The sequence below is a fragment of the Polaromonas sp. SP1 genome (genome assembly GCF_003711205.1).
Classification (GTDB): domain Bacteria; phylum Pseudomonadota; class Gammaproteobacteria; order Burkholderiales; family Burkholderiaceae_C; genus Polaromonas.
This window is the reverse complement of the sequence record NZ_CP031013.1, coordinates 3,701,034-3,719,255: the sequence shown is the minus strand read 5'-3', so window position 1 is coordinate 3,719,255 and position 18,222 is coordinate 3,701,034. Positions and strand designations below refer to the sequence as shown.

At 63.2% G+C, this 18,222-nt stretch carries 19 protein-coding genes; 5 read left to right on the top strand and 14 right to left on the bottom strand.

Annotation, left to right across the window (positions count from 1 at the left end; genetic code table 11):
- Positions 1-92: 92 nt before the first annotated feature.
- The 5 genes from DT070_RS17645 to DT070_RS17625 form a co-directional block, all read right to left on the bottom strand.
- On the bottom strand, positions 93-1,352 hold the full coding sequence (locus tag DT070_RS17645; protein WP_122956575.1) for an acyl-CoA dehydrogenase family protein: 1,260 nt from the start codon (positions 1,350-1,352) through the stop codon (positions 93-95).
- A gap of 54 nt (positions 1,353-1,406) precedes the next feature.
- Complete coding sequence (locus tag DT070_RS17640) at positions 1,407-2,498, bottom strand: phosphotransferase (protein WP_122956574.1); 1,092 nt, start codon at positions 2,496-2,498, stop codon at positions 1,407-1,409.
- Between the two features lie 37 nt (positions 2,499-2,535).
- Complete coding sequence (locus DT070_RS17635) at positions 2,536-3,261, bottom strand: Crp/Fnr family transcriptional regulator (protein ID WP_092127829.1); 726 nt, start codon at positions 3,259-3,261, stop codon at positions 2,536-2,538.
- A 138-nt stretch (positions 3,262-3,399) separates the two neighbouring features.
- Positions 3,400-4,179 carry an oxepin-CoA hydrolase, alternative type gene (locus tag DT070_RS17630; RefSeq protein WP_122956573.1) on the bottom strand — a complete coding sequence of 260 codons (780 nt, stop codon included), beginning with the start codon at positions 4,177-4,179 and terminating at the stop codon, positions 3,400-3,402.
- A 148-nt stretch (positions 4,180-4,327) separates the two neighbouring features.
- Positions 4,328-5,848, bottom strand: a complete 1,521-nt coding sequence (locus tag DT070_RS17625) for a 3-hydroxyacyl-CoA dehydrogenase (RefSeq protein WP_122956572.1) — start codon at positions 5,846-5,848, stop codon at positions 4,328-4,330.
- A 56-nt stretch (positions 5,849-5,904) separates the two neighbouring features.
- On the opposite strand from DT070_RS17625, the gene DT070_RS17620 reads away from it, so the two are divergent.
- On the top strand, positions 5,905-7,998 hold the full coding sequence (locus tag DT070_RS17620; protein ID WP_122956571.1) for a hypothetical protein: 2,094 nt from the start codon (positions 5,905-5,907) through the stop codon (positions 7,996-7,998).
- Positions 7,999-8,045: 47 nt separating this feature from the next.
- Here DT070_RS17620 and DT070_RS17615 read toward each other — a convergent pair whose 3' ends face one another.
- The 3 genes from DT070_RS17615 to lexA form a co-directional block, all read right to left on the bottom strand.
- The gene (locus DT070_RS17615; RefSeq protein WP_122956570.1) at positions 8,046-9,053 is read right to left on the bottom strand and encodes a D-2-hydroxyacid dehydrogenase family protein; all 1,008 of its coding nucleotides are present in this window, start codon (positions 9,051-9,053) and stop codon (positions 8,046-8,048) included.
- A gap of 181 nt (positions 9,054-9,234) precedes the next feature.
- Positions 9,235-9,384, bottom strand: coding sequence for a hypothetical protein (locus tag DT070_RS21640; protein WP_228778455.1), 150 nt, complete (start codon positions 9,382-9,384; stop codon positions 9,235-9,237).
- A gap of 408 nt (positions 9,385-9,792) precedes the next feature.
- Positions 9,793-10,497 carry a transcriptional repressor LexA gene (gene lexA, locus DT070_RS17605; RefSeq protein WP_122956568.1) on the bottom strand — a complete coding sequence of 235 codons (705 nt, stop codon included), beginning with the start codon at positions 10,495-10,497 and terminating at the stop codon, positions 9,793-9,795.
- Between the two features lie 150 nt (positions 10,498-10,647).
- On the opposite strand from lexA, the gene DT070_RS17600 reads away from it, so the two are divergent.
- Genes DT070_RS17600 through DT070_RS17590 form a run of 3 tightly spaced genes read left to right on the top strand, consistent with a single transcriptional unit; the run spans position 10,648 to position 12,549 of the window.
- Complete coding sequence (locus DT070_RS17600) at positions 10,648-11,604, top strand: asparaginase (protein ID WP_122956567.1); 957 nt, start codon at positions 10,648-10,650, stop codon at positions 11,602-11,604.
- Between the two features lie 24 nt (positions 11,605-11,628).
- Positions 11,629-12,048, top strand: coding sequence for a hypothetical protein (locus tag DT070_RS17595; protein ID WP_122956566.1), 420 nt, complete (start codon positions 11,629-11,631; stop codon positions 12,046-12,048).
- An 18-nt stretch (positions 12,049-12,066) separates the two neighbouring features.
- Positions 12,067-12,549 carry a DUF6152 family protein gene (locus DT070_RS17590; protein WP_122956565.1) on the top strand — a complete coding sequence of 161 codons (483 nt, stop codon included), beginning with the start codon at positions 12,067-12,069 and terminating at the stop codon, positions 12,547-12,549.
- Between the two features lie 80 nt (positions 12,550-12,629).
- Here DT070_RS17590 and adk read toward each other — a convergent pair whose 3' ends face one another.
- From adk to DT070_RS17560, 6 genes are all read right to left on the bottom strand, one after another.
- The gene (gene adk / locus DT070_RS17585) at positions 12,630-13,286 is read right to left on the bottom strand and encodes an adenylate kinase (protein ID WP_122956564.1); all 657 of its coding nucleotides are present in this window, start codon (positions 13,284-13,286) and stop codon (positions 12,630-12,632) included.
- Between the two features lie 183 nt (positions 13,287-13,469).
- The gene (gene kdsB, locus DT070_RS17580) at positions 13,470-14,228 is read right to left on the bottom strand and encodes a 3-deoxy-manno-octulosonate cytidylyltransferase (protein ID WP_122956563.1); all 759 of its coding nucleotides are present in this window, start codon (positions 14,226-14,228) and stop codon (positions 13,470-13,472) included.
- Positions 14,225-14,407, bottom strand: a complete 183-nt coding sequence (locus DT070_RS17575; RefSeq protein ID WP_122956562.1) for a Trm112 family protein — start codon at positions 14,405-14,407, stop codon at positions 14,225-14,227. The genes kdsB and DT070_RS17575 overlap by 4 nt, the downstream gene beginning before the upstream one ends.
- Positions 14,388-15,428 carry a tetraacyldisaccharide 4'-kinase gene (lpxK, locus tag DT070_RS17570; protein WP_122956561.1) on the bottom strand — a complete coding sequence of 347 codons (1,041 nt, stop codon included), beginning with the start codon at positions 15,426-15,428 and terminating at the stop codon, positions 14,388-14,390. Before lpxK ends, DT070_RS17575 begins: the two co-directional genes overlap by 20 nt.
- A 54-nt stretch (positions 15,429-15,482) precedes the next feature.
- Positions 15,483-15,911, bottom strand: a complete 429-nt coding sequence (locus tag DT070_RS17565; RefSeq protein ID WP_122956560.1) for a biopolymer transporter ExbD — start codon at positions 15,909-15,911, stop codon at positions 15,483-15,485.
- Positions 15,908-16,546, bottom strand: coding sequence for a MotA/TolQ/ExbB proton channel family protein (locus DT070_RS17560; protein ID WP_122956559.1), 639 nt, complete (start codon positions 16,544-16,546; stop codon positions 15,908-15,910). Before DT070_RS17560 ends, DT070_RS17565 begins: the two co-directional genes overlap by 4 nt.
- Positions 16,547-16,886: 340 nt before the next feature.
- Here DT070_RS17560 and xseA point away from each other — a divergent pair, with 340 nt between their 5' ends.
- Positions 16,887-18,206 carry an exodeoxyribonuclease VII large subunit gene (gene xseA, locus DT070_RS17555; RefSeq protein ID WP_122956558.1) on the top strand — a complete coding sequence of 440 codons (1,320 nt, stop codon included), beginning with the start codon at positions 16,887-16,889 and terminating at the stop codon, positions 18,204-18,206.
- The last annotated feature ends 16 nt before the right edge of the window (positions 18,207-18,222 follow it).

Genomic DNA, 18,222 nt, shown 5'->3' with positions numbered 1-18,222 from the left:
GGGGTTGTCAAGATTTCAAGCCTTTTAGGCCTGCAGCCCTTGATGCATATAGGCCTGTAGCTATTAATTTTATAGCAAGTACAGGCCGGGCCTCAGCTGCCTCGCGTCACCGGCATTTCCACCTCACCCGGCATGAGCAGGTGCTTGGCCAGCTCCAGCTTGGCCAGCGATGCGCGGTGCACCTCGTCCGGGCCGTCGGCCAGGCGCAGGGTGCGCTGGCTGGCGTAGGCATAGGCCAGCGGGAAGTCGTCCGACACACCGCCGCCGCCGTGCGCCTGGATGGCCCAGTCGATGATCTGGCAGGCCATGTTGGGAGCGACCACCTTGATCATCGCGATCTCGGCCTTGGCGACCTTGTTGCCCACGGTGTCCATCATGTAGGCGGCTTTCAGCGTCAGCAGGCGGGCCTGCTCGATCATGCAGCGGGCCTCGGCGATGCGTTCGTGCCAGACCGACTGGCTGGCGATCGGCTTGCCGAAGGCGACGCGGGTGTTCAGCCGCTTGCACATCAATTCGAGTGCGCGCTCGGCGATGCCGATGCTGCGCATGCAGTGGTGGATGCGCCCGGGGCCCAGGCGCCCCTGGGCGATTTCAAAGCCGCGGCCTTCGCCCAGCAGCAAGTTGGCGGCAGGCACGCGCACATTGCTCAGGCGCACTTCCATGTGGCCGTGCGGGGCGTCGTCGTAGCCGAACACCGATAGCGGGCGGATGACCTCGATACCGGGCGTGTTGGCCGGCACCAGGATCATGGATTGCTGCTCGTGGCGGCCGGCGTCGGGGTTGGTTTTGCCCATGACGATGTAAATGGCGCAGCGCGGGTCGCCGGCGCCGGAGGACCACCACTTCAGGCCGTTGAGCACGTAGTCGTCGCCGTCGCGCGTGATGCGGCACTGGATGTTGGTGGCGTCCGACGAGGCGACTTCCGGCTCGGTCATTAAAAAGGCGGAGCGGATCTCGCCCTTGAGCAGCGGGTCCAGCCACTGGTCCTTGTTGGCTTCGGAGCCGTAGCGGGCAATGGTTTCCATGTTGCCGGTGTCGGGCGCCGAGCAATTGAAAACCTCCGCCGCAAAAGGCACGCGGCCCATGATCTCGCACAGCGGTGCGTATTCGAGGTTGGACAGGCCTTCGGGGGCGCGCGGCGAGTGCGGCAAAAACAGGTTCCACAGGCCGGCGGCGCGGGCCTTGGGCTTGAGCTCTTCGACCAGTTTGGTCGGGATCCAGGCATTGCCCTTGGCGCGGTTCTCGGCGATTTCGCGGAAGAAGCGGGCCTCGTTGGGGTAGACATGCTCGTCCATGAACTTGAGCAGGCGCGCCCGCAGTTCCTGTACTTTGGGGGTGTAGTTGAAGTCCATGAAATCTCCAGAAAAGGATGTGAGGCGGTGTTGTGGTGAGGAGGGCCGTTGGCGTCAGCCCTGGCTTTTGAGCGCAAAGCCCCAGGCCATTTTTGCCAGCAGGGGCGCGCCGGCGGCCGAGCTGACAGCCTGGGCGCTGGAGGCCGTGCCGGCCTCAACGCGCTTGGCAATGCCCTGCAGGATGGCGGCGATACGAAACAGGTTGTAGGCCATGTAGAAGTTCCAGTCGGCCTTGAGTGCCTCGGGCGTGGCCAGGCCTGTGCGCTCGCAGTACAGGCGTATGTAGTCCGATTCGGTCGGAATGCCCAGGCTGACCACATCCAGCCCGCCGATGCCGCGAAAAGCCCCCGGCGGAATGTGCCAGGCCATGCAGTGGTAGCTGAAGTCGGCCATCGGGTGGCCCAGGGTGGAGAGTTCCCAGTCGAGCACCGCCAGCACGCGCGGCTCGGTCGGGTGAAAGAGCAGGTTGTCGAGCCGGAAGTCGCCATGCACGATGGAAACCATGTTTTCGTCGCGCGCGCTGGCCGGGATGTTGGCCGGCAGCCACCCGATCAGGCTGTCCATTTCGGCAATCGGCTGGGTGATGGAGGCGGCGTACTGCTTGCTCCAGCGGCCGATCTGGCGCTCAAAGTAGTTGCCGGGTTTGCCGTAGTCGGCCAGGCCGCGCTCGGCAAACTTCACCTTGTGCAGGGCGGCGACCACGCGGTTCATCTCGTTGTAGATTTCGCCGCGCTGGGTGTTGCTCATGCCGGGCAGGGACTGGTCCCACAGCACGCGGCCTTCGACGAACTCCATCACGTAAAAGGCGCGGCCGATCACGGACTCGTCTTCACAAAGGCAATACATTTTGGGGACCGGCACATCGGTGCCTTGCAGGCCCTGCATGACCTTGAACTCGCGCTCGACCGCATGGGCCGAGGGCAGGAGCTTGGCGACTGGCCCCGGCTTGGCGCGCATCACATAAGAGGCCGTCGGCGTGATCAGCTTGTAGGTCGGGTTGGACTGGCCGCCCTTGAAAAGCTCGACCGTGAGCGGGCCTTTGAAGCCGGGCAGGTGCTGGTCCAGGTAGGCCGTCAGGGCGGCGATGTCAAAAGCATGCGCGCCGGTCACGGCCCGTGTGCCGACAAAGTGGTCGAAGTTGCTCATGCTTGAACGTGTTGTCCCGGTTTGGTTTTTTTGATGGCTACTTGTCGATCTCGGCTTCCGAAATCCGCATCAGGGCTTCGCGGTTGCGCACCACCAGGCCGCCCGGCTCGATGCGGATGGCTTCCTCGCGCTCCATGGATTTGAGCTCCTGGTTGACGCGCTGGCGCGAGGCGCCCAGCAGCTGGGCCAGTTCCTCTTGCGCCAGCTGCAGTCCGATGCGCACCTCTCCGCCGTCCGCCAGGCTGGGCACGCCGTAGCTGCGCACCAGGTGCAGCAACTGCTTGGCCAGCCGCGCCCGCAAGGGCAGGGTGTTGAGGTCTTCCACCAGGCCGAAGAGTTGCCGGATGCGGCGTGCATGCAGTCGCAGCAGGGCTTCGTAGAGCTCGACGTGCTGGCTCAAAATCTTGCGCAGGTCGGCGCGCGAAACGCACAGCAGCGTGGTCTCGCCATGCGCATACGAGTCGTGTGTGCGCCGCTCGCCGTCGAAGATCGCCACATCGCCCACCCACAGGCCCGGCTCCACATACGTCAGCGTGACCTGCTTGCCCGAGATCGAGGTCGAGCTCACGCGAATCGCGCCGCGCGCGCACGAGATCCACTCTTCCGGCACGTCGCCGCGCGCGCTGATGAGTTCGCCGTCTTTGTAGCGTTTGACGTAGGCGCATCGGAGTATGTCGTGCCTCAGGGATGGGGACAGGGATGAAAACCAGCGGCCGTTGTTAATGGCCTCTCGTTCCTCTATCGTAAGAATGGGATCGTCCATGGTCTGTCTTTTGAGTGACTAACAAGACGACCATTGTCGCTTGAGGGACGCAGGCGGCGCCACCCCGCTGTCGCATGGGTGTCGCGGGCGGCCGGTTTTGTGGAGGGAGAGACCCGGGCTGCGTGGCCCGGGCCGGCGCTAGCGGTAGTGCGGCGAGCGCTTGGTGAGGAAGGCGTCTATACCTTCGCCGGCGTTGGCGTCGTGCAGGTTGCGTACAAAGTGCGCCTGCTCACTGGCCAGTTGCTCGTTGAGCGTGCTGCCGGCGGCGTCGTTGATGAGCTCCTTGATGCTGGCCAGCGCATTGGGGGCACGCGCGTTGAGGCCTGCGGCCAGCTCAAGCGCCTGGGGCAGGGCTTCGCCCGGGTCCGTCACGCGGTTGACCAGGCCGAAGTCATGCAGCCGGCGCGCGCCTATGCGTTCGCCGGCCATCAGCAGCTCGCTGGCCAGCGCGCGCGGCAGGGCGCGCGCCAGGGCCCAGCTGCCGCCGCCGTCGGGCGACAGTGCCACCGTGCTGTAAGACATCACAAAGACGGCGTTGTCCGCCGCCACCACGAAGTCGCAGGCCAGCACCAGGGAGAAACCGGCGCCGGCAGCCGCGCCTTCCACGGCGGCGATCACCGGCTTGGGGTAGGTGCGGATCGAGTCGATCCAGTTGTGCAGGCCTTCAATGCTTTGCGCCTGAACCTCGGGTGGCTGGCGCCGGTTGGCCTCGAGCCGCTGCAGGTTGCCGCCCGCGCAAAACATCGGGCCCTCGCCGGTGATCACCACGCTGCGGATGTCGGGATTGTTTTCGGCGGCATTTAGCGCTTCAATGCCCGCGGCGTAAATATCCGGCCCGAGCGCGTTCTTGAACTCCGGATTGCTGATCGTGAGGATGAGCGTGCCGTTCTCGCTGGTACTTTTCAGTGCGCCTGCCATGTCTGTCCTTCAAGTGTCAGTCAGGCCACAAAGGCCGAAATTTCGCAGATTTCTACCAGCGGGGCGCCGCGGAACTGGCTTTGCCAAGCCGCAGGCGCCGCCCCCTTGAGGGGGAACAAGCTACACGCAGTGAGCTTGGACGGGGGGGTCATTCCTCTTGATGGATAAGGCTAAGGCCGATCGCGCCCCGGCGTCGCAGCCATGGGGAAGGCCGGTAGCGCTGGTCGCCGTATACGGTCTGCATGTTGAACAGCACTTCCAGCACGTTGGTGGGGCCATAGCGGTCGCCCATGGCCAGCGGGCCCATGGGGTAACCCAGGCCCAGCGTGACCGCGGTTTCCAGGTCTTTCGGGCTGCAAATGCCTTGCTGGCAGATGTCGCTGGCGATGTTGACGATGCTGGCAACCACGCGCTGGGTGACAAAACCGCCGCTGTCGCGGATCACGCTGACCGCTTTGCCGTCGCGCGCAAAAAGGGCGTGCGCGGCGTCGCGCATATCGGTGCGAGTGGCGGGGTTGGTGGCCAGCACGCGCCGCTTGGTGGCCGCATCGTCGATCAGCATGTCGATGCCGACGGTGCGGGCCGGGTCCAGGCGCTCCACGACGGCGACGGTGGTGATGTCAAAGCCCAGGGGCGCCACCAGCATCAGGGCCTGCGGCGAGGCGGAGGCGCCGGTTTCGATCCTGGCGCCCAGGTTCTTGAGCAATTGGAGGAGCTCCGAGCGGCGTGAAGCGCGCGGCGATACCCATACGGGCGGAAGTTCGGCCACCTGGGGGACGGGTGGCTCGGGCGGCACCTGTATGGCGCCATCCGGGTAGCGGTAAAAGCCTTCGCCTGTCTTGCGGCCCAGCACGCCGCCGGCCAGGCGCTGCGCAGTGATTACGCTGGGGCGGTAGCGGGCTTCTTCGTAATACTGGTGGTAGATCGCTTCCATCACGGGATGGGAGACGTCCAGCCCGGTCAGGTCCATCAGCTCGAAAGGGCCCAGCTTGAAGCCGGCCTGGTCGCGCAGGATGCGGTCTATGGTGGCGAAATCGGCGATGCCTTCGCTGACGATGCGCAGCGCCTCGGTGTGATAGCCCCGCCCGGCGTGGTTGACGATGAAGCCAGGCGTGTCTTGCGCCTGCACCGGCGTGTGGCCCATTTGCCGGGCGTACTGGCTCAGGCCTTCGCACACGGCGGGGCTGGTCTTCAGGCCCGCGATCACTTCGACCACTTTCATCAAGGGGACTGGGTTGAAGAAGTGGTAGCCTGCCAGGCGCCCGGGGTGTTTCAGGCCTGCGGCGATCGCCGTCACGGACAGCGAAGAGGTGTTGCTGGCCAGCACGGTTGCGGCCGGCACCAGCGCTTCGAGTTCCGCGAACAGGGTCTTTTTGACCTCCAGCCGCTCCACGATGGCCTCGACGATGAGGTCGCAGCTTGCCAGGTCGCCGAGGGTGGCGGCCAGCAGCAGGCGCTTTTTGTGCCCATCGGCCACACCAGCCTCGATGCGGCCTTTTTCAACCAGCTTGTCCCATTGCGCGCAGATGGCTTCGCGAGCTTTTTCAGCGGCGCCGGCCTGGGCATCCATCAGTCTGACCGTGCTTCCGGCCTGTACGGCAATCTGCGCGATGCCGCGCCCCATGGCGCCGGTGCCAACTATTCCCACATTCTCGTAATTTACTTTCATGCCTGAATTATGGCCGAGCGTATTTCGCGGAGGCGGCTGGCAAAATTAGAAACCTTATGAAATTTGCCGAGAAGCCTCTCCGAATCCTGCTCGGCGCATTGCTGCTGGGAACTGTTGTCAACAGTTTTGCCGTGTCTTTGGGCAGGGTGCGCGGTGCCGCAGTTGTGGGCCGTCCGCTGGACGTTACCCTGGCCGTGCAACTGGATGCTTCGGAAGGCCTTTCTGCCGTTTGCGTCGGGACAGATGTCTTTTTCGGCGACAGCCAGGTGCCTTCCAGCAAGGTCCGCATCGCAACTTCCGCGGGCGCGAATGCCGGCGAAGCTCTGGTTCGCATCCGCACCACGTCCGTGATCGACGAGCCTGTGGTGACGCTGTACGCGCGTGAAGGTTGCCTGCAGACAAGCGCTCGCAAGTACGTGCTGCTCGCAGAGGCTCTGCCCGACAACATAAGCCCGCCGGCATTGGCCAATGTGCCGGCAATGCCCTCGGTGCCGGCCGCGCAGCCGTCACCCGTTGCCGGCGGCGATGCGCGGAGCAGGGCGGTGGCGCCGGGTAGCGGGCAAGCAGACGCCGCGGCGCCGGCCCGTCCGCGCAAAACCCCAGCAGCAAAATCTGAAAGCCGGCCGGCCGTCGCATCACCTTTGCTGGCAGCGCCCGTTGCACGTGCAGCCGGCAAAACCGCCCCCCAGCCGGCACGATCATCCCGCCCACGCCTCAAACTGGATCCGATTGACCTGACCATTGATCGCGATCCTTTGCTTCGGTCATCGCCGGAGCTCCTTTCGGTGCCGACCACCGATGCCCAGCAGAGGACTGCGGCTGCGGCCTTATGGCAGGCGCTCAGCGCGCAGCCGCAGGACATGGCGCGCGACAGCCAGCGGCTCAAGTCCCTGGAGGCCGACGTCGCCGGCATGCTGGCACAAAGCCGCAAGACGGAAAACGCCGTCACGGAGCTGCAGGGCCAGCTTGCACTGGCGCGCAGTGAACGCTACAACAATTGGCTGGTGTACGGCCTGGCTGCGTTTTTGCTGCTTGCACTGTTGGCTGGCGCCTTTCTGTGGACGCGTAACCGGCAGCACAGGCAGGGCTTGCACGGACGCGCGTGGTGGGGCGATGAGCCTGCGGACGGCGGCAAGTCCGGCACAAAGAGTCATTTTGCGGTTGGCGCGGAGTCGGGTTTGCAGCCACTGGGCGGCGGCGCTCCGGCGAATATCGACCTTCCCTCGAAGTTCGGGATGGATCTCAACCTGGATGAGCTTGGCCCTGAAAACCCGCAAGCCAAGGTTCCAGCGCAGCCTGCCTTGCCTGCGAAGCCAGGTGAATCCAGGGACTATCCGGAGTTTTTGCCAAGCCTGGGCGGCTTGAGCGGAATGCCGCGGATTGTGAATGCTGAAGAGCTTTTCGACGTGCAGCAGCAGGCGGACTTCTTCCTTTCACTGGGCCACACCGACAAGGCGGTGGAAGTGCTGCGCCACCACACGATGGACAACGTGGAAACGAGTGCGCTGATCTACCTGGACTTGCTGGACCTGTATCACAAGCTGGGGCGCCACGACGATTACGAGGCGCTGCGCAAGGAGTTCCACCGGATGTTCAACGCCCAGGTCCCGGCATTTGACGACTACGCCATGGACACGCACGGGCTGGAGTTCTATGTCGAGGCGCTGACGCGCATTGAGTCGCTGTGGCCGACACCCAAAGTGCTGGATGTTCTTGAGGAGTCTATTTTTCGCAAGCCCGACTCGAGAGGTGAGGTTTTCAGCCTCGCGGCCTATCGCGAGCTTTTGCTGCTTCATTCCATCGCGAAGAAAATCATCGCCCGCCCGAAAGAGCCGGAGGGAGCCAGGCCGAGCGGTCATGCGGGACTTTCAGCACCGGATGGGAATGGCGCCTTGCCTCGCGCCAGCACTTTTGGCCATACCGATATCCAGCCTTTGTCCGCGCGGTTTCACAACACGGCGCCGCCACCACTTCCTACGGAAATGACGGCCGACCTGACCCGGCCACCGGTTTCATCCAGGCTGGGACTGGATATCGATTTGAGTCAGGACGCTTTCGAGACGGAGTCGCCTTTGCCTTCGACCAATGCCGCCGGGGACAACCTGATCGAGTTCGACCTGGATCTTCCTGTTCTGGCGCAAAAGGAATAAAGCCCGGTTCGGCCCCTTATTCCCCTCAACTCCCACGCTCGTGCGCCTTAGCGGCGCACCTGCAGTGCGCCGGGGTTCACGATGTTGGTGGGCGTGCCCTTGATGAAATTGACAACGTTGTCGAACGCTGCGCCGAAGTACAGCTCGTAGCTGTCTTGCTCCACGTAGCCGATGTGGGGCGTGCAAATGCAGTTTTCGAGCCGCAGCAGCGCATGGCCTTGCAAAATGGGCTCAGATTCAAAGACATCAATTGCGGCCAGGCCGGGCCGACCGCGATTGAGCGATGCGATCAGCGCCTCCGGCTCTATCAGCTCAGCGCGCGAGGTGTTGACCAGCAGTGACGTGGTCTTCATGCGCGACAGGTCTTCCAGCGTGACGATGCCCCGGGTTTCGTCGTTCAGGCGCAGGTGAAGGCTCAGTACATCGCTTTGCTCGAAGAATTCAGCTTTGCTCGCTGCGATCTCGAAGCCGTCCGCTTTGGCGCGTTCAAGGGATGCTTCCCGGCCCCAAATAACTACCCGCATGCCGAACGCCCTGCCGTAGCCTGCAACGATTTGCCCGATTTTTCCGTAGCTCCATACGCCCAGGGTTTTGCCCTTGAGCACGGAGCCGATGCCGAAATTGGGCGGCATGGAAGCCGATTTGAGCCCCGCCTGCTGCCACGCACCGTGCTTCAAATGCGCGACGTAGTGGGGGATGCGGCGCATGGCCGCCATCACAAGCGCCCAAGCCAGTTCGGCCGGCGCGGTGGGGGAGCCTGTGCCTTCGGCCACCGCAATCCCGCGTTCGGTGCAGGCGGCGACGTCGACGTGGCTGCCGACGCGGCCGGTCTGGACAATAAGCTTGAGCTTGGGCAGCTTTTCGATGACCTGGCGGTTGAGCTGGGTTCGCTCCCGGATGAGGACGATGACGTCTGCATCCTTGAGCCGGACGGAGAGTTGGCCGATGCCTTTGACGGTGTTGGTATAGACCTTGGCGGGGTAGGCCTCCAGCTTGGCAGCGCAGTTCAGTTTTCGCACTGCGTCCTGGTAGTCGTCGAGGATCACAATATTCATGCCGATATTGTGCCTGCAAGATTTTTCTTCCCGGCCGCAAGGGTTGCTCGAACGGGCTCTTTTTGTATCGCAAGGAAACGAGCCGCAGCCCGCCGCGGATGCATGCGGATTTCCACGTCACGTTCGCCTCTTGAAGGCGGCTTCCTCGGGGCCGCTGTTGCTTGACCGGACGCCTGTGCGTTTATGCGGCTTCGCGCTGAGCCATGCGCTCAAGCTCCGCGCACACATCGGCCATGCGGCCCGAGATGACCATGCGGCCAGCGCAAGCCGGGCCGACATTGGAATCGAACTCCCGCACCACCCTGAGCCGGCTGGGCGTAGGGGAACTCAAGGGAGGTTTGCTGCTTTTGCGGGTGAGGGCGCCAGCCGCAGTGGCTGGTGACTGATGCGGTGCAACGGCCGTGCCCCTGACGTGGCGCTGAGGGGCGCCGGATGGATGGCGAGACCCAAAGGGCAACACCAATTGCCCTGAAGCGCATTGGGCGCCTGCCGGCGGGGCAAACCGGCCGGATGCGTTTTGTGCGGGCACAAACCAGGCTGCCAAAGCATGCACGGGTCCAAGCAGGACAGACAGCATTGATGTGTGTGAAAAACTGAAAATTCCCATGATGAACTCCTGTATGAGAGAGGTTTACACAGGCAGGATTTCGGACCGGCAGATCTGCCGGCGAGGCCACTGCACCAGGGTGTTGGCCATCTGGCCAAACGCCCGCCACCTGGTGCGTGGCCAGATTGGTGGCTACATCAACATGGTGTTGCGGATGAGGCCGACAGCCAGGCCTTCAAGCTCGAACGGCTCGCCGGGCTCGACCACAATGGTTTTGAAGTCGGGATTTTCGGGGAGGAGTTCGATCAGGTTTTTGTTGCGGCGAAAGCGCTTAACGGTGACTTCGTCGCCGAGCCGGGCTACGACAATCTGGCCGTTCTTGGCTTCTTTGGCCTGTTTGACGGCCAGCAGGTCGCCGTCCATGATGCCGACGTCCCGCATGCTCATGCCGCGAACCTTGAGCAGGTAATCGGGCTGGCGCTGAAACAGGCTGCTTTCAAAATAATAGGTCTGCTCGATATGTTCCTGCGCGAGAATCGGGCTGCCAGCAGCAACCCGCCCCACCAGAGGCAGGGCGAGTTGGGCCAGGCTTTGCAACGGCAGGGAAAACTGTTTGATCCTGGATTCGTTCAGGGTGCGCAAGGTGTCGCTGCGCAGGCGGATGCCGCGTGAGGTGCCGCTGACAAGTTCAATGACGCCTTTACGGGCCAGTGCCTGAAGGTGCTCTTCGGCGGCGTTGGCGGAGCGAAAACCCAGTTCGGCGGCGATTTCAGCGCGCGTAGGCGGTGCACCCGTGCGTGCGATAGCGCTCTGGATCAGCTCCAGGATTTGCTGCTGGCGTGCGGTGAGCTTGGGGCCCTCGGAGGGAAAATGCGGAAAATCGTCGAGTGTGCTCATAACCGTTGCTCCTTGAATGAACAGTTCCGAAGGCGCTTTGATGTGTGGCTTGCGGGGTTGCCCAGGCTGTCAGGTTGCGGGTGGTAACTGTTTTAATATCCAGTACCTGTATTTTCATCCAGTTTTTAAAAGATTGCAAGCTCACTTTCTATGCACCGTCAACAAATTGTGATCCTGGGCACTGGCGGCACGATTGCCGGCCGGGCCGAAAGCGCTTCAGACAACATCGGCTATACCGCGGCCCAGGTCGGCGTCGACCAGCTGGTGGCGGCCATTCCCGCCCTGGCCGGCGCCGGCCCCGTGCTGACGGAGCAGGTGGCGCAGATCGACAGCAAGGACATGGCTTTCGCGGTGTGGGCCCGGCTTGCCGCACGCGTCAGCCACTTTTTGGCCCAGGCGGACGTCCAGGGCGTTGTCATCACGCATGGCACCGACACGATCGAGGAGACCGCGTATTTCCTGCAGGTGGTGTGCCGGCCCGCCAAGCCGGTTGTGCTGACCTGCGCGATGCGGCCCGCGACAGCGCTGGTGCCCGACGGTCCCCAGAATCTGCTGGACGCCATGGCTGTGGCGCGCCACCCCGGCGCCGCAGGCGTGGTGCTGGTATGTGCCGGAGCCATCCATAGCGCCCTGGATGTACAGAAGGTGCACACCTACAGGCTCGACGCCTTCAGTTCGGGTGACGCCGGGCCGCTGGGCTACGTCGAGGAGGGCTCCCTCAGATTAACAAGAAATTGGCCTCCGGCCCAGGACCTGCATGGACATGTTGCTATTAAAAATATAGCAAACTGGCCTGACACGGCTTTATGGCCACGCGTTGAGATCGTCATGAGCCATGCCGGCGCCGGCGGCGCCATCGTGCAAGCCCTGCAGGCGCAGGGGGTGCGGGGGCTGGTGGTCGCCGGGACGGGCAATGGCTCCCTGCACCAGGACCTGGAGGCGGCGCTTTTGCAGGCGCAGGCCGAGGGTGTGCAGGTGGTGCGCGCGACCCGGTGCCCCAATGGCCGGGTGCTGCCCGCGCCAAAAGACAAAATTCCTGATTCGCAGGGGCTGAGCCCCGTCAAGGCCAGGATTGCTCTGATGCTCCAGTTGATGGCCGGGGCCTGACGGCGGGACGGCAGGCCAGTCGCGATGTTCACTGCACTCCAGACCCATGCCTGGGCATACCCGGCGCTCGAGATCGCGCACATCGGCGGGATTGCGCTGCTGCTGGGCAACCTTGTGTTGCTGGAGCTGCGGGTATTTGGTTTGGGCGCCGGATTGCCGGTGAAAGACCTGGCCCGCCTGAGTCTCAGCGTGGCGCTGGCTGGTTTTACCCTCGCGGCGGCTTCCGGTTTGCTGATGTTTGCCTCGCAAGCCGCCGAACTGTTGAGCAACCGGGCCTTTACCCTGAAGATGGTGCTGTTATTCGCCGCCGGATGTAATGCGGCATGGTTTCACGGGCGCGGGTCGCTGGACAGACTCGATGCCTGGGCTCGCGCGCAAATGGTTCTGTCAAGCCTGATCTGGCTGGCTGTCGTGGCTTGCGGCCGCTGGATCGCCTATCTGTAACCCAGGCCAAAGGAGTGGATGATGAAACGACGTGAAGTGCTGAAGGGGTCGTTATTCCTGGCTGCCGGCGGCGCAGCGCCGCTGGCCGTCGCCCATCACGGCTGGAGCAGTTTTGACCAGGACAGGCCGATTTACCTGGAGGGCAGGGTGGCCAAGGTAGTGTGGCAAAACCCCCATGCCGAGCTTGAAATCGACGTTCCGGCAACGCTGAAGTTGCCCGCTGACCTGGCCCAGCGCGCAGTGCCGGCGCAGACCGCGCCTGTCGATGGCAGGGCCTTGCTGGCCAAGGCCGTCCTGCCCAATCGAAAGGACCAGCGCTGGGAGATCGAGTTGGCGCCGCTGACGCGGCTGCAGGCGTGGAATCTGGCCGAGATCAAGCCGGGCGCCATGGTCTCCATCGTTGGGTTCACGTTGACCGGTGAAAAGGGCGATGCGGTGCTGCGCGCCGAATACCTGTTTATCGATGGCAAAGCCTATGGGTTTCGCTCAAGCCCGGCCTGACAAAACAACGCCCATAGACAAAGCCCATAAAAAAAGCCGTCGGCAAGACGGCTTTTGTTTTTGAGGCGTGTCGAATCAGCTCAGCTTGAAAGCGCCTTGAACGCCCGGGCGGTGATCTCGTCCACGCCGCCCATGCCGCTGATCGCGCGGTATTTGGGTGCGGCATCCGGAGCGGCCTTGGCCCAGCTTGAGTAGTACTCGACCAGGGGCCGGGTTTGCGCGCTGTAGACCTCGAGCCGCTTGCGCACGGTTTCTTCCTTGTCGTCTTCCCGCTGGATCAGCTGCTCGCCGGTCACGTCGTCCTTGCCTTCGGCCTTGGGCGGGTTGAACTTGACGTGATAGGTGCGGCCCGATGCCGGGTGCGAGCGGCGCCCGCTCATGCGCTCGATGATGGCCTCGAAGGGAACATCGATTTCAAGCACGTAGTCAAGCTTGACGCCGGCTGCCTTCATGGCGTCGGCCTGGGGAATGGTGCGTGGAAAGCCGTCGAACAGGAAGCCTTTGGCGCAATCGGGTTGGGCAATACGCTCCTTCACCAGGTTGATGATGAGGTCGTCGCTGACCAATGCGCCGGAGTCCATGACTTTTTTGGCTTCGATGCCCAGCGGCGTTCCGGCCTTGACCGCTGCGCGGAGCATGTCGCCTGTGGAAATTTGGGGGATGCTGTATTTCTGGCAGATGAAGGTCGCTTGCGTCCCTTTGCCCGCGCCAGGCGCGCCCAACAAAATCAGTCTCATGGATGTCCTCGGATTTTATGAATTCTTGAAGTCAACCCCGGGCCGGCGAGCCGATGATCCGCTGGGGTTGCTTGGCGGGTGTTGAGGGCTGCCAGCACGTCCTGCAGGCCTCACACTTGCGTTTTCCCAAGGATAGCATGCACGCCCCTGACAGCAACTTACACGGGGAGCCCCCGCAGGAGGTCAAGAGAACAGCTTGCGGGCGCGAACCAGGTCTTCATGCGTGTCGACGCCGGGACCGGGCGCGTCGTCGGTGATGTGCACGGCAATGCGGTGGCCGTGCCACAGCGCCCGGAGTTGCTCCAGGCATTCGAGCTGCTCCAGCGGCGACTGGGGCAAGCGGGGAAATTCCCGCAGGAAGCCTACGCGGTAGCCGTAGATGCCGACATGCCGAAGTGGCTTGGGCAGCTTGCTGCCGGCCTCCCACCAGGCCTGGCCCGCAAAGTCGCGGCCCGCCGGAATGGGCGCGCGGCTGAAGTAATGCGCGGTGTGGCGGGCATCCAGCACCACCTTGACCACATTCGGGTTGAGCAGGTCTGCCAACTGGTCGATGGAGTGCGCGGCCGTGCTCATGGCGCAATCGGGACGCTCGTTGAGCAAGCCAGCCACGGCATCAATCAGCGCCGGGTCGATCAGCGGCTCGTCGCCCTGCACATTCACCACAATCTCGTCGTCGGCGAGTTTGAGCACACCGCAGGCCTCGGCAAGCCGGTCGCTGCCGCTGGGGTGGTCGGCGCGGGTTAGCACCGCTTCGACGCCGAAAGCCGCACATTTCTCGACGATCTCCGCGCTGTCGGTGGCAACCACCGTCCGCAGGGCAGCGCTTTGCATGGCGCGCTGCGCGACACGCACCACCATGGGCGCACCGCCAATGTCGGCCAGCGGTTTGTTAGGCAGGCGGGTGGAGGCCAGCCGCGCCGGGATGAGAACGGTAAAACTCACAGGCCAAGCTCTTCGTCCGTCAGCGTTCGCGCTTCGCTTTCCAGCAGCACGGGCAGGCCGTCACGCACGGGATAGGCCAGCCGGGCGCTGCGCGAGACAAGCTCCTGTTTTTCCCGGTCATAGTCCAGCGGGCCTTTGGTTACGGGGCAGACCAGCAGTTCAAGCAATTTGGTGTCCATGCTTCGATGGTAATGGAGAAGGGGCCGAAAGCCGCGGCGCCAGCAAGGCGTCGAACGCCGCAAAAAAGGCGGGCTCAGGAGAAAACACCAGGGGCACGGCCAAGAGCTCCAGCAGGGCAGCTTCTGGCAGGGCGAAGAGTTTGACGGCGTCTTTCTCGGTGCAGAGCACAGTCCGGCCTTGCAGTCCGGCCAGGTCGCGGCCGCTGAAATCGTGGTGATCGGGCAGCGCCAGAACGGTCTCAAGTGTCAAGCCACGATCCCGGAGCATTCCGAAAAAGGCTCCGGGGTTGGCAATGCCTGCCATCGCCACCAGCGGCCGGCCTTGCAGGCTGGCCAGAGCAACCCGATGGCCGTTCGAGTTGCAGGCTTCGTCCGCCAGCCGCCTGCTGGAGATGTATCCCTCAAACGCAGCTTGTTTGCCCGTATGCAGCACCAGGTCCAGGCCTTGGCGCCGGCGCTCTGGCCAGGGCTCGCGCAAGGGGCCCGCCGGCAACAGCCAGCCGTTGCCGGTTCCGCGGTCGTCAAACGCCGCGATCTCGATGTCGCGCTGCAAGGCGTAATGCTGCAGTCCGTCATCGCAGATCACGACCGCCGTGTCGGGATGCGCGGCAAGCAGGGCGCGCAGTGCTTCGGTGCGCTTATTTGCTACAAAAACAGGAGCGGAGGTGGCACGTTTTATAAGGGCTGGCTCGTCCCCCGTCTCTTCAACGGGAGTGCGTGGGCCGGCTTCCAGGCAGTCCTGGCTGGAGCGTCCGTAACCGCGAGAGACGACGCCCACCTTCAGCTGTTGCGCCTGCAAATGATTGACAAGAGAAATCACCAGCGGCGTCTTTCCGGCGCCACCGGCAATCACGTTGCCGACCACAACGACCGGGATCTTGAAACGCTCCGACCGGAAAAAACCGTGACGGTACAAAGCCCGGCGCAAGCGGACCACAAGGCCGTATGCCTGTGCCAGCGGCCAGAGGATGCATGCCAGCCATCCCCGGGTGAGCCAGGCTGTTTGCAGGGTTTGTTTCACGCGACTCAAGCCGTTTGCCGGGATAAGCGCTGTGGGGTGCGCAAGGCCCCTGGCTTATTTCGCCCCGGCCATCGCGGCGCTTTGGGTGGCAAAAGTGATTTGTGTGAGGCCGTGGCGGCGCGCGGCCTCCATGACCGTAATGACGGCCTGGTGCGTTGCGCTGGCGTCGGCGCTGATGATGATGACGCTTTCCTTGCCGGCCTTGGCAGCATCGGCCAGTGCGGCGCCGAGCACCTCCATGCTGCGTCCTTCCACCAATGTCTTGTTGACCATATAGCGGCCGTCGCTGCTCACCGCAACAATGACTTCTTTGGGGTAGTCGCGCTGCTGCTCGGCATCGGCAACCGGCAACTTGACCTGAAGCTCGGTGAATTTGCTGTAGGTGGTCGACAGCATCAGGAAGATCAGCACCACGAGCAGCACGTCGATGAAGGGGATCAGGTTGATCTCCGGTTCATCATGCGGGTGAGGGCGAAAGTTCATTTTCTGATCGTGTTGAGGTGGCGAACGAAGCGCTCTGCCGCAAGCTCCATGGTCAGCAGGTAGCCGTCTACGCGAGCCCGGAAGTAGCGCCAGAAAATCAACGACGGGATGGCAACCATCAGGCCGAATGCGGTGTTGTAGAGCGCAATGGAAATGCCTTGCGCGAGTTGCGCCGGGTTGCCCCCGGCCGCGCTGCTCACGCCGCCGCCGCCCGCCTGCGAACCGAAGATCTCGATCATGCCGATGACGGTGCCCAGCAGGCCAAGCAACGGTGCTGCGGAGGCAATGGTTGCCAGCGCGGCAAGGTAGCGCTCCAGTTTATGAGCCGCCTGGCGACCGGCGCCTTCCAGCGTGGCGCGCAAGTCATCTTCGCTGATTCGCGGGTTCGTGTTCAGGGCCCGAAAGCCGCTGGCCAGCACTTCACCGAGCAGGGAATTCTGTTCGAGCTGCGCCACGACGTCAGGAGACGGCACCGCAGCCCGCGAGACTGTGATGGCTTCGTCAAGCAACTTTGGGGGGGCGACTTTGCGGATTTTAAGGCTGGTAAAACGCTCAATAACCAGCGCCAGAGCCAAGACGGAACAGGCAACCAAGGGCCAAATTGGCCAGCCTGCGGCTTGTATGATCGAAAACAATGCACATCTCCAAGCAGATAATTTGTGGTGGATTATGTCTTACGGACATTGCAGTATCCGCAGTTGCAGCGCAGCGCTGCCAATGTTTGCCAGATCACCGGTTGTAAGACTTAGCCCACAGAAGTTGTGGATAACTTTGTGAGCAAGTAGAGGTGCAGAGCCCCGCGAGCCGCGCCAAATCGTGCATATGACAAAACGATGAAATTTTGAGCAGAATTAAGTTATTCAAAATCAATGAGTTACACGAAGTTATCGCACCGTCCGCAGGAAAGTGGCGAGTTTGCCCATATTGCGCGGCGCTCTGTGGAGTACTACCCCTGCGAAATCAAGGGTTTTAGCCATGTTTGAAGCGGGCCCGCACCCTGAAAAACCTTTTATAGCCCCTCGTGAAGTGGGTGCTCGTATCTGGCCCGTGGGCTCTTTGTTGCGTGCGATTGCCGATAGCCTGGAAGCGCGCTTCAACCCGGTGGCGGTGCAGGGCGAGATCAGCGGTTTTTCGCGCGCCGCCAGTGGGCATTGCTATTTTTCCCTCAAGGACGAGCAAGGGCAGGTTCGCTGCGCCATGTTTCGCCGCGCAGCCGGGCTGCTGGACTTCTCGCCCCGCGATGGCCAACTGGTTGAGTTGCGGGGGCGCCTGGGCGTTTATGAGCCGCGCGGCGAGCTGCAACTGGTCGTGGAGTCCATGCGGCAGGCGGGCCAGGGCAATCTGTTTGAACAATTCCTGCAACTCAAAACCAGGCTGGAGGCCGAGGGCCTTTTCGAGCCCGGCCGGAAGCGGCCTCTACCTTTGTTGCCGCGCGCCATCGGCGTCGTCACCTCGCTGGGCGCGGCTGCCTTGCATGACGTGGTGAGCGCGCTCCAGCGCCGGGTGCCGCATATCCCGGTGGTGATTTACCCCGCCAGCGTGCAGGGCGGCCAGGCCGCGGGGGAATTGCGGGGCGCGTTGCTCAAGGCCTTCCAGAGGCGGCAGCAGGACAAAGTGGACGTGCTGCTGCTGGTACGCGGTGGCGGTGCGATAGAAGACCTGTGGGCCTTTAATGACGAGCAGCTCGCGCGCACCATTGTTGAAGCGCCCATGCCGGTGATCAGCGGCGTGGGCCATGAGACGGACTTCACCATTGCCGACTTTTGCGCCGACTTGCGCGCGCCCACACCGACTGCCGCCGCAGAACTGTGCGCGCAGCCGCAAAGTGTGTGGCTGGGGGCGCTGGGCCTGGCCTTCTCTCGCCTGCAAAACGGCGTTGACCGGCAGATGCAATCTCACAACCAGCGCCTGGACTGGGCTGCATCGCGCGTCAGCAGGCCTTCGCACCTTGTGACACGGCAACATGCCCGCCTGGCCGGGCTCGGCCAAAATCTGAACCACGCCGTGCGCGCATCCGTGCTGCAAGAGCGCCAGAGGCTTCATGCCTTGAGCGCAGATTTCCCCCGCCAGGTACAAAGCAGTTTGCAGCATGGCCGCCAGCGAGTTGAGCGCGCGCAGCTGCGGCTTGAGTTGCTGGACCCGAAGCTGGTGCTGAAGCGCGGCTATGCCTGGCTTGCTGACTTGCAGGGCCAGCCCATCACCAGTCCCGAAAAGACGCATGTGGGCCAGCCCGTGCGCGCTACCCTTGCCGGCGGCGAGGTCGATTTAACCGTTTCTGCGCGCCGGCTGATTTAGTTTTTACAATGGTTCG

Coding starts and splice junctions, on each gene's coding strand:
- DT070_RS17565 (WP_122956560.1), bottom strand. CDS start 15,911: ATGAACTTTCGCCCTCACCCGCATGATGAACCGGAGATCAACCTGATC.
- adk (WP_122956564.1), bottom strand. CDS start 13,286: ATGAGACTGATTTTGTTGGGCGCGCCTGGCGCGGGCAAAGGGACGCAA.
- DT070_RS17620 (WP_122956571.1), top strand. CDS start 5,905: ATGAAATTTGCCGAGAAGCCTCTCCGAATCCTGCTCGGCGCATTGCTG.
- DT070_RS17590 (WP_122956565.1), top strand. CDS start 12,067: ATGATGAAACGACGTGAAGTGCTGAAGGGGTCGTTATTCCTGGCTGCC.
- DT070_RS17615 (WP_122956570.1), bottom strand. CDS start 9,053: ATGAATATTGTGATCCTCGACGACTACCAGGACGCAGTGCGAAAACTG.
- DT070_RS17635 (WP_092127829.1), bottom strand. CDS start 3,261: ATGGACGATCCCATTCTTACGATAGAGGAACGAGAGGCCATTAACAAC.
- DT070_RS17640 (WP_122956574.1), bottom strand. CDS start 2,498: ATGAGCAACTTCGACCACTTTGTCGGCACACGGGCCGTGACCGGCGCG.
- DT070_RS17575 (WP_122956562.1), bottom strand. CDS start 14,407: ATGGACACCAAATTGCTTGAACTGCTGGTCTGCCCCGTAACCAAAGGC.
- DT070_RS17600 (WP_122956567.1), top strand. CDS start 10,648: ATGCACCGTCAACAAATTGTGATCCTGGGCACTGGCGGCACGATTGCC.
- DT070_RS17595 (WP_122956566.1), top strand. CDS start 11,629: ATGTTCACTGCACTCCAGACCCATGCCTGGGCATACCCGGCGCTCGAG.
- DT070_RS17625 (WP_122956572.1), bottom strand. CDS start 5,848: ATGAAAGTAAATTACGAGAATGTGGGAATAGTTGGCACCGGCGCCATG.
- DT070_RS17645 (WP_122956575.1), bottom strand. CDS start 1,352: ATGGACTTCAACTACACCCCCAAAGTACAGGAACTGCGGGCGCGCCTG.
- xseA (WP_122956558.1), top strand. CDS start 16,887: ATGTTTGAAGCGGGCCCGCACCCTGAAAAACCTTTTATAGCCCCTCGT.
- DT070_RS17630 (WP_122956573.1), bottom strand. CDS start 4,179: ATGGCAGGCGCACTGAAAAGTACCAGCGAGAACGGCACGCTCATCCTC.
- lexA (WP_122956568.1), bottom strand. CDS start 10,497: ATGAGCACACTCGACGATTTTCCGCATTTTCCCTCCGAGGGCCCCAAG.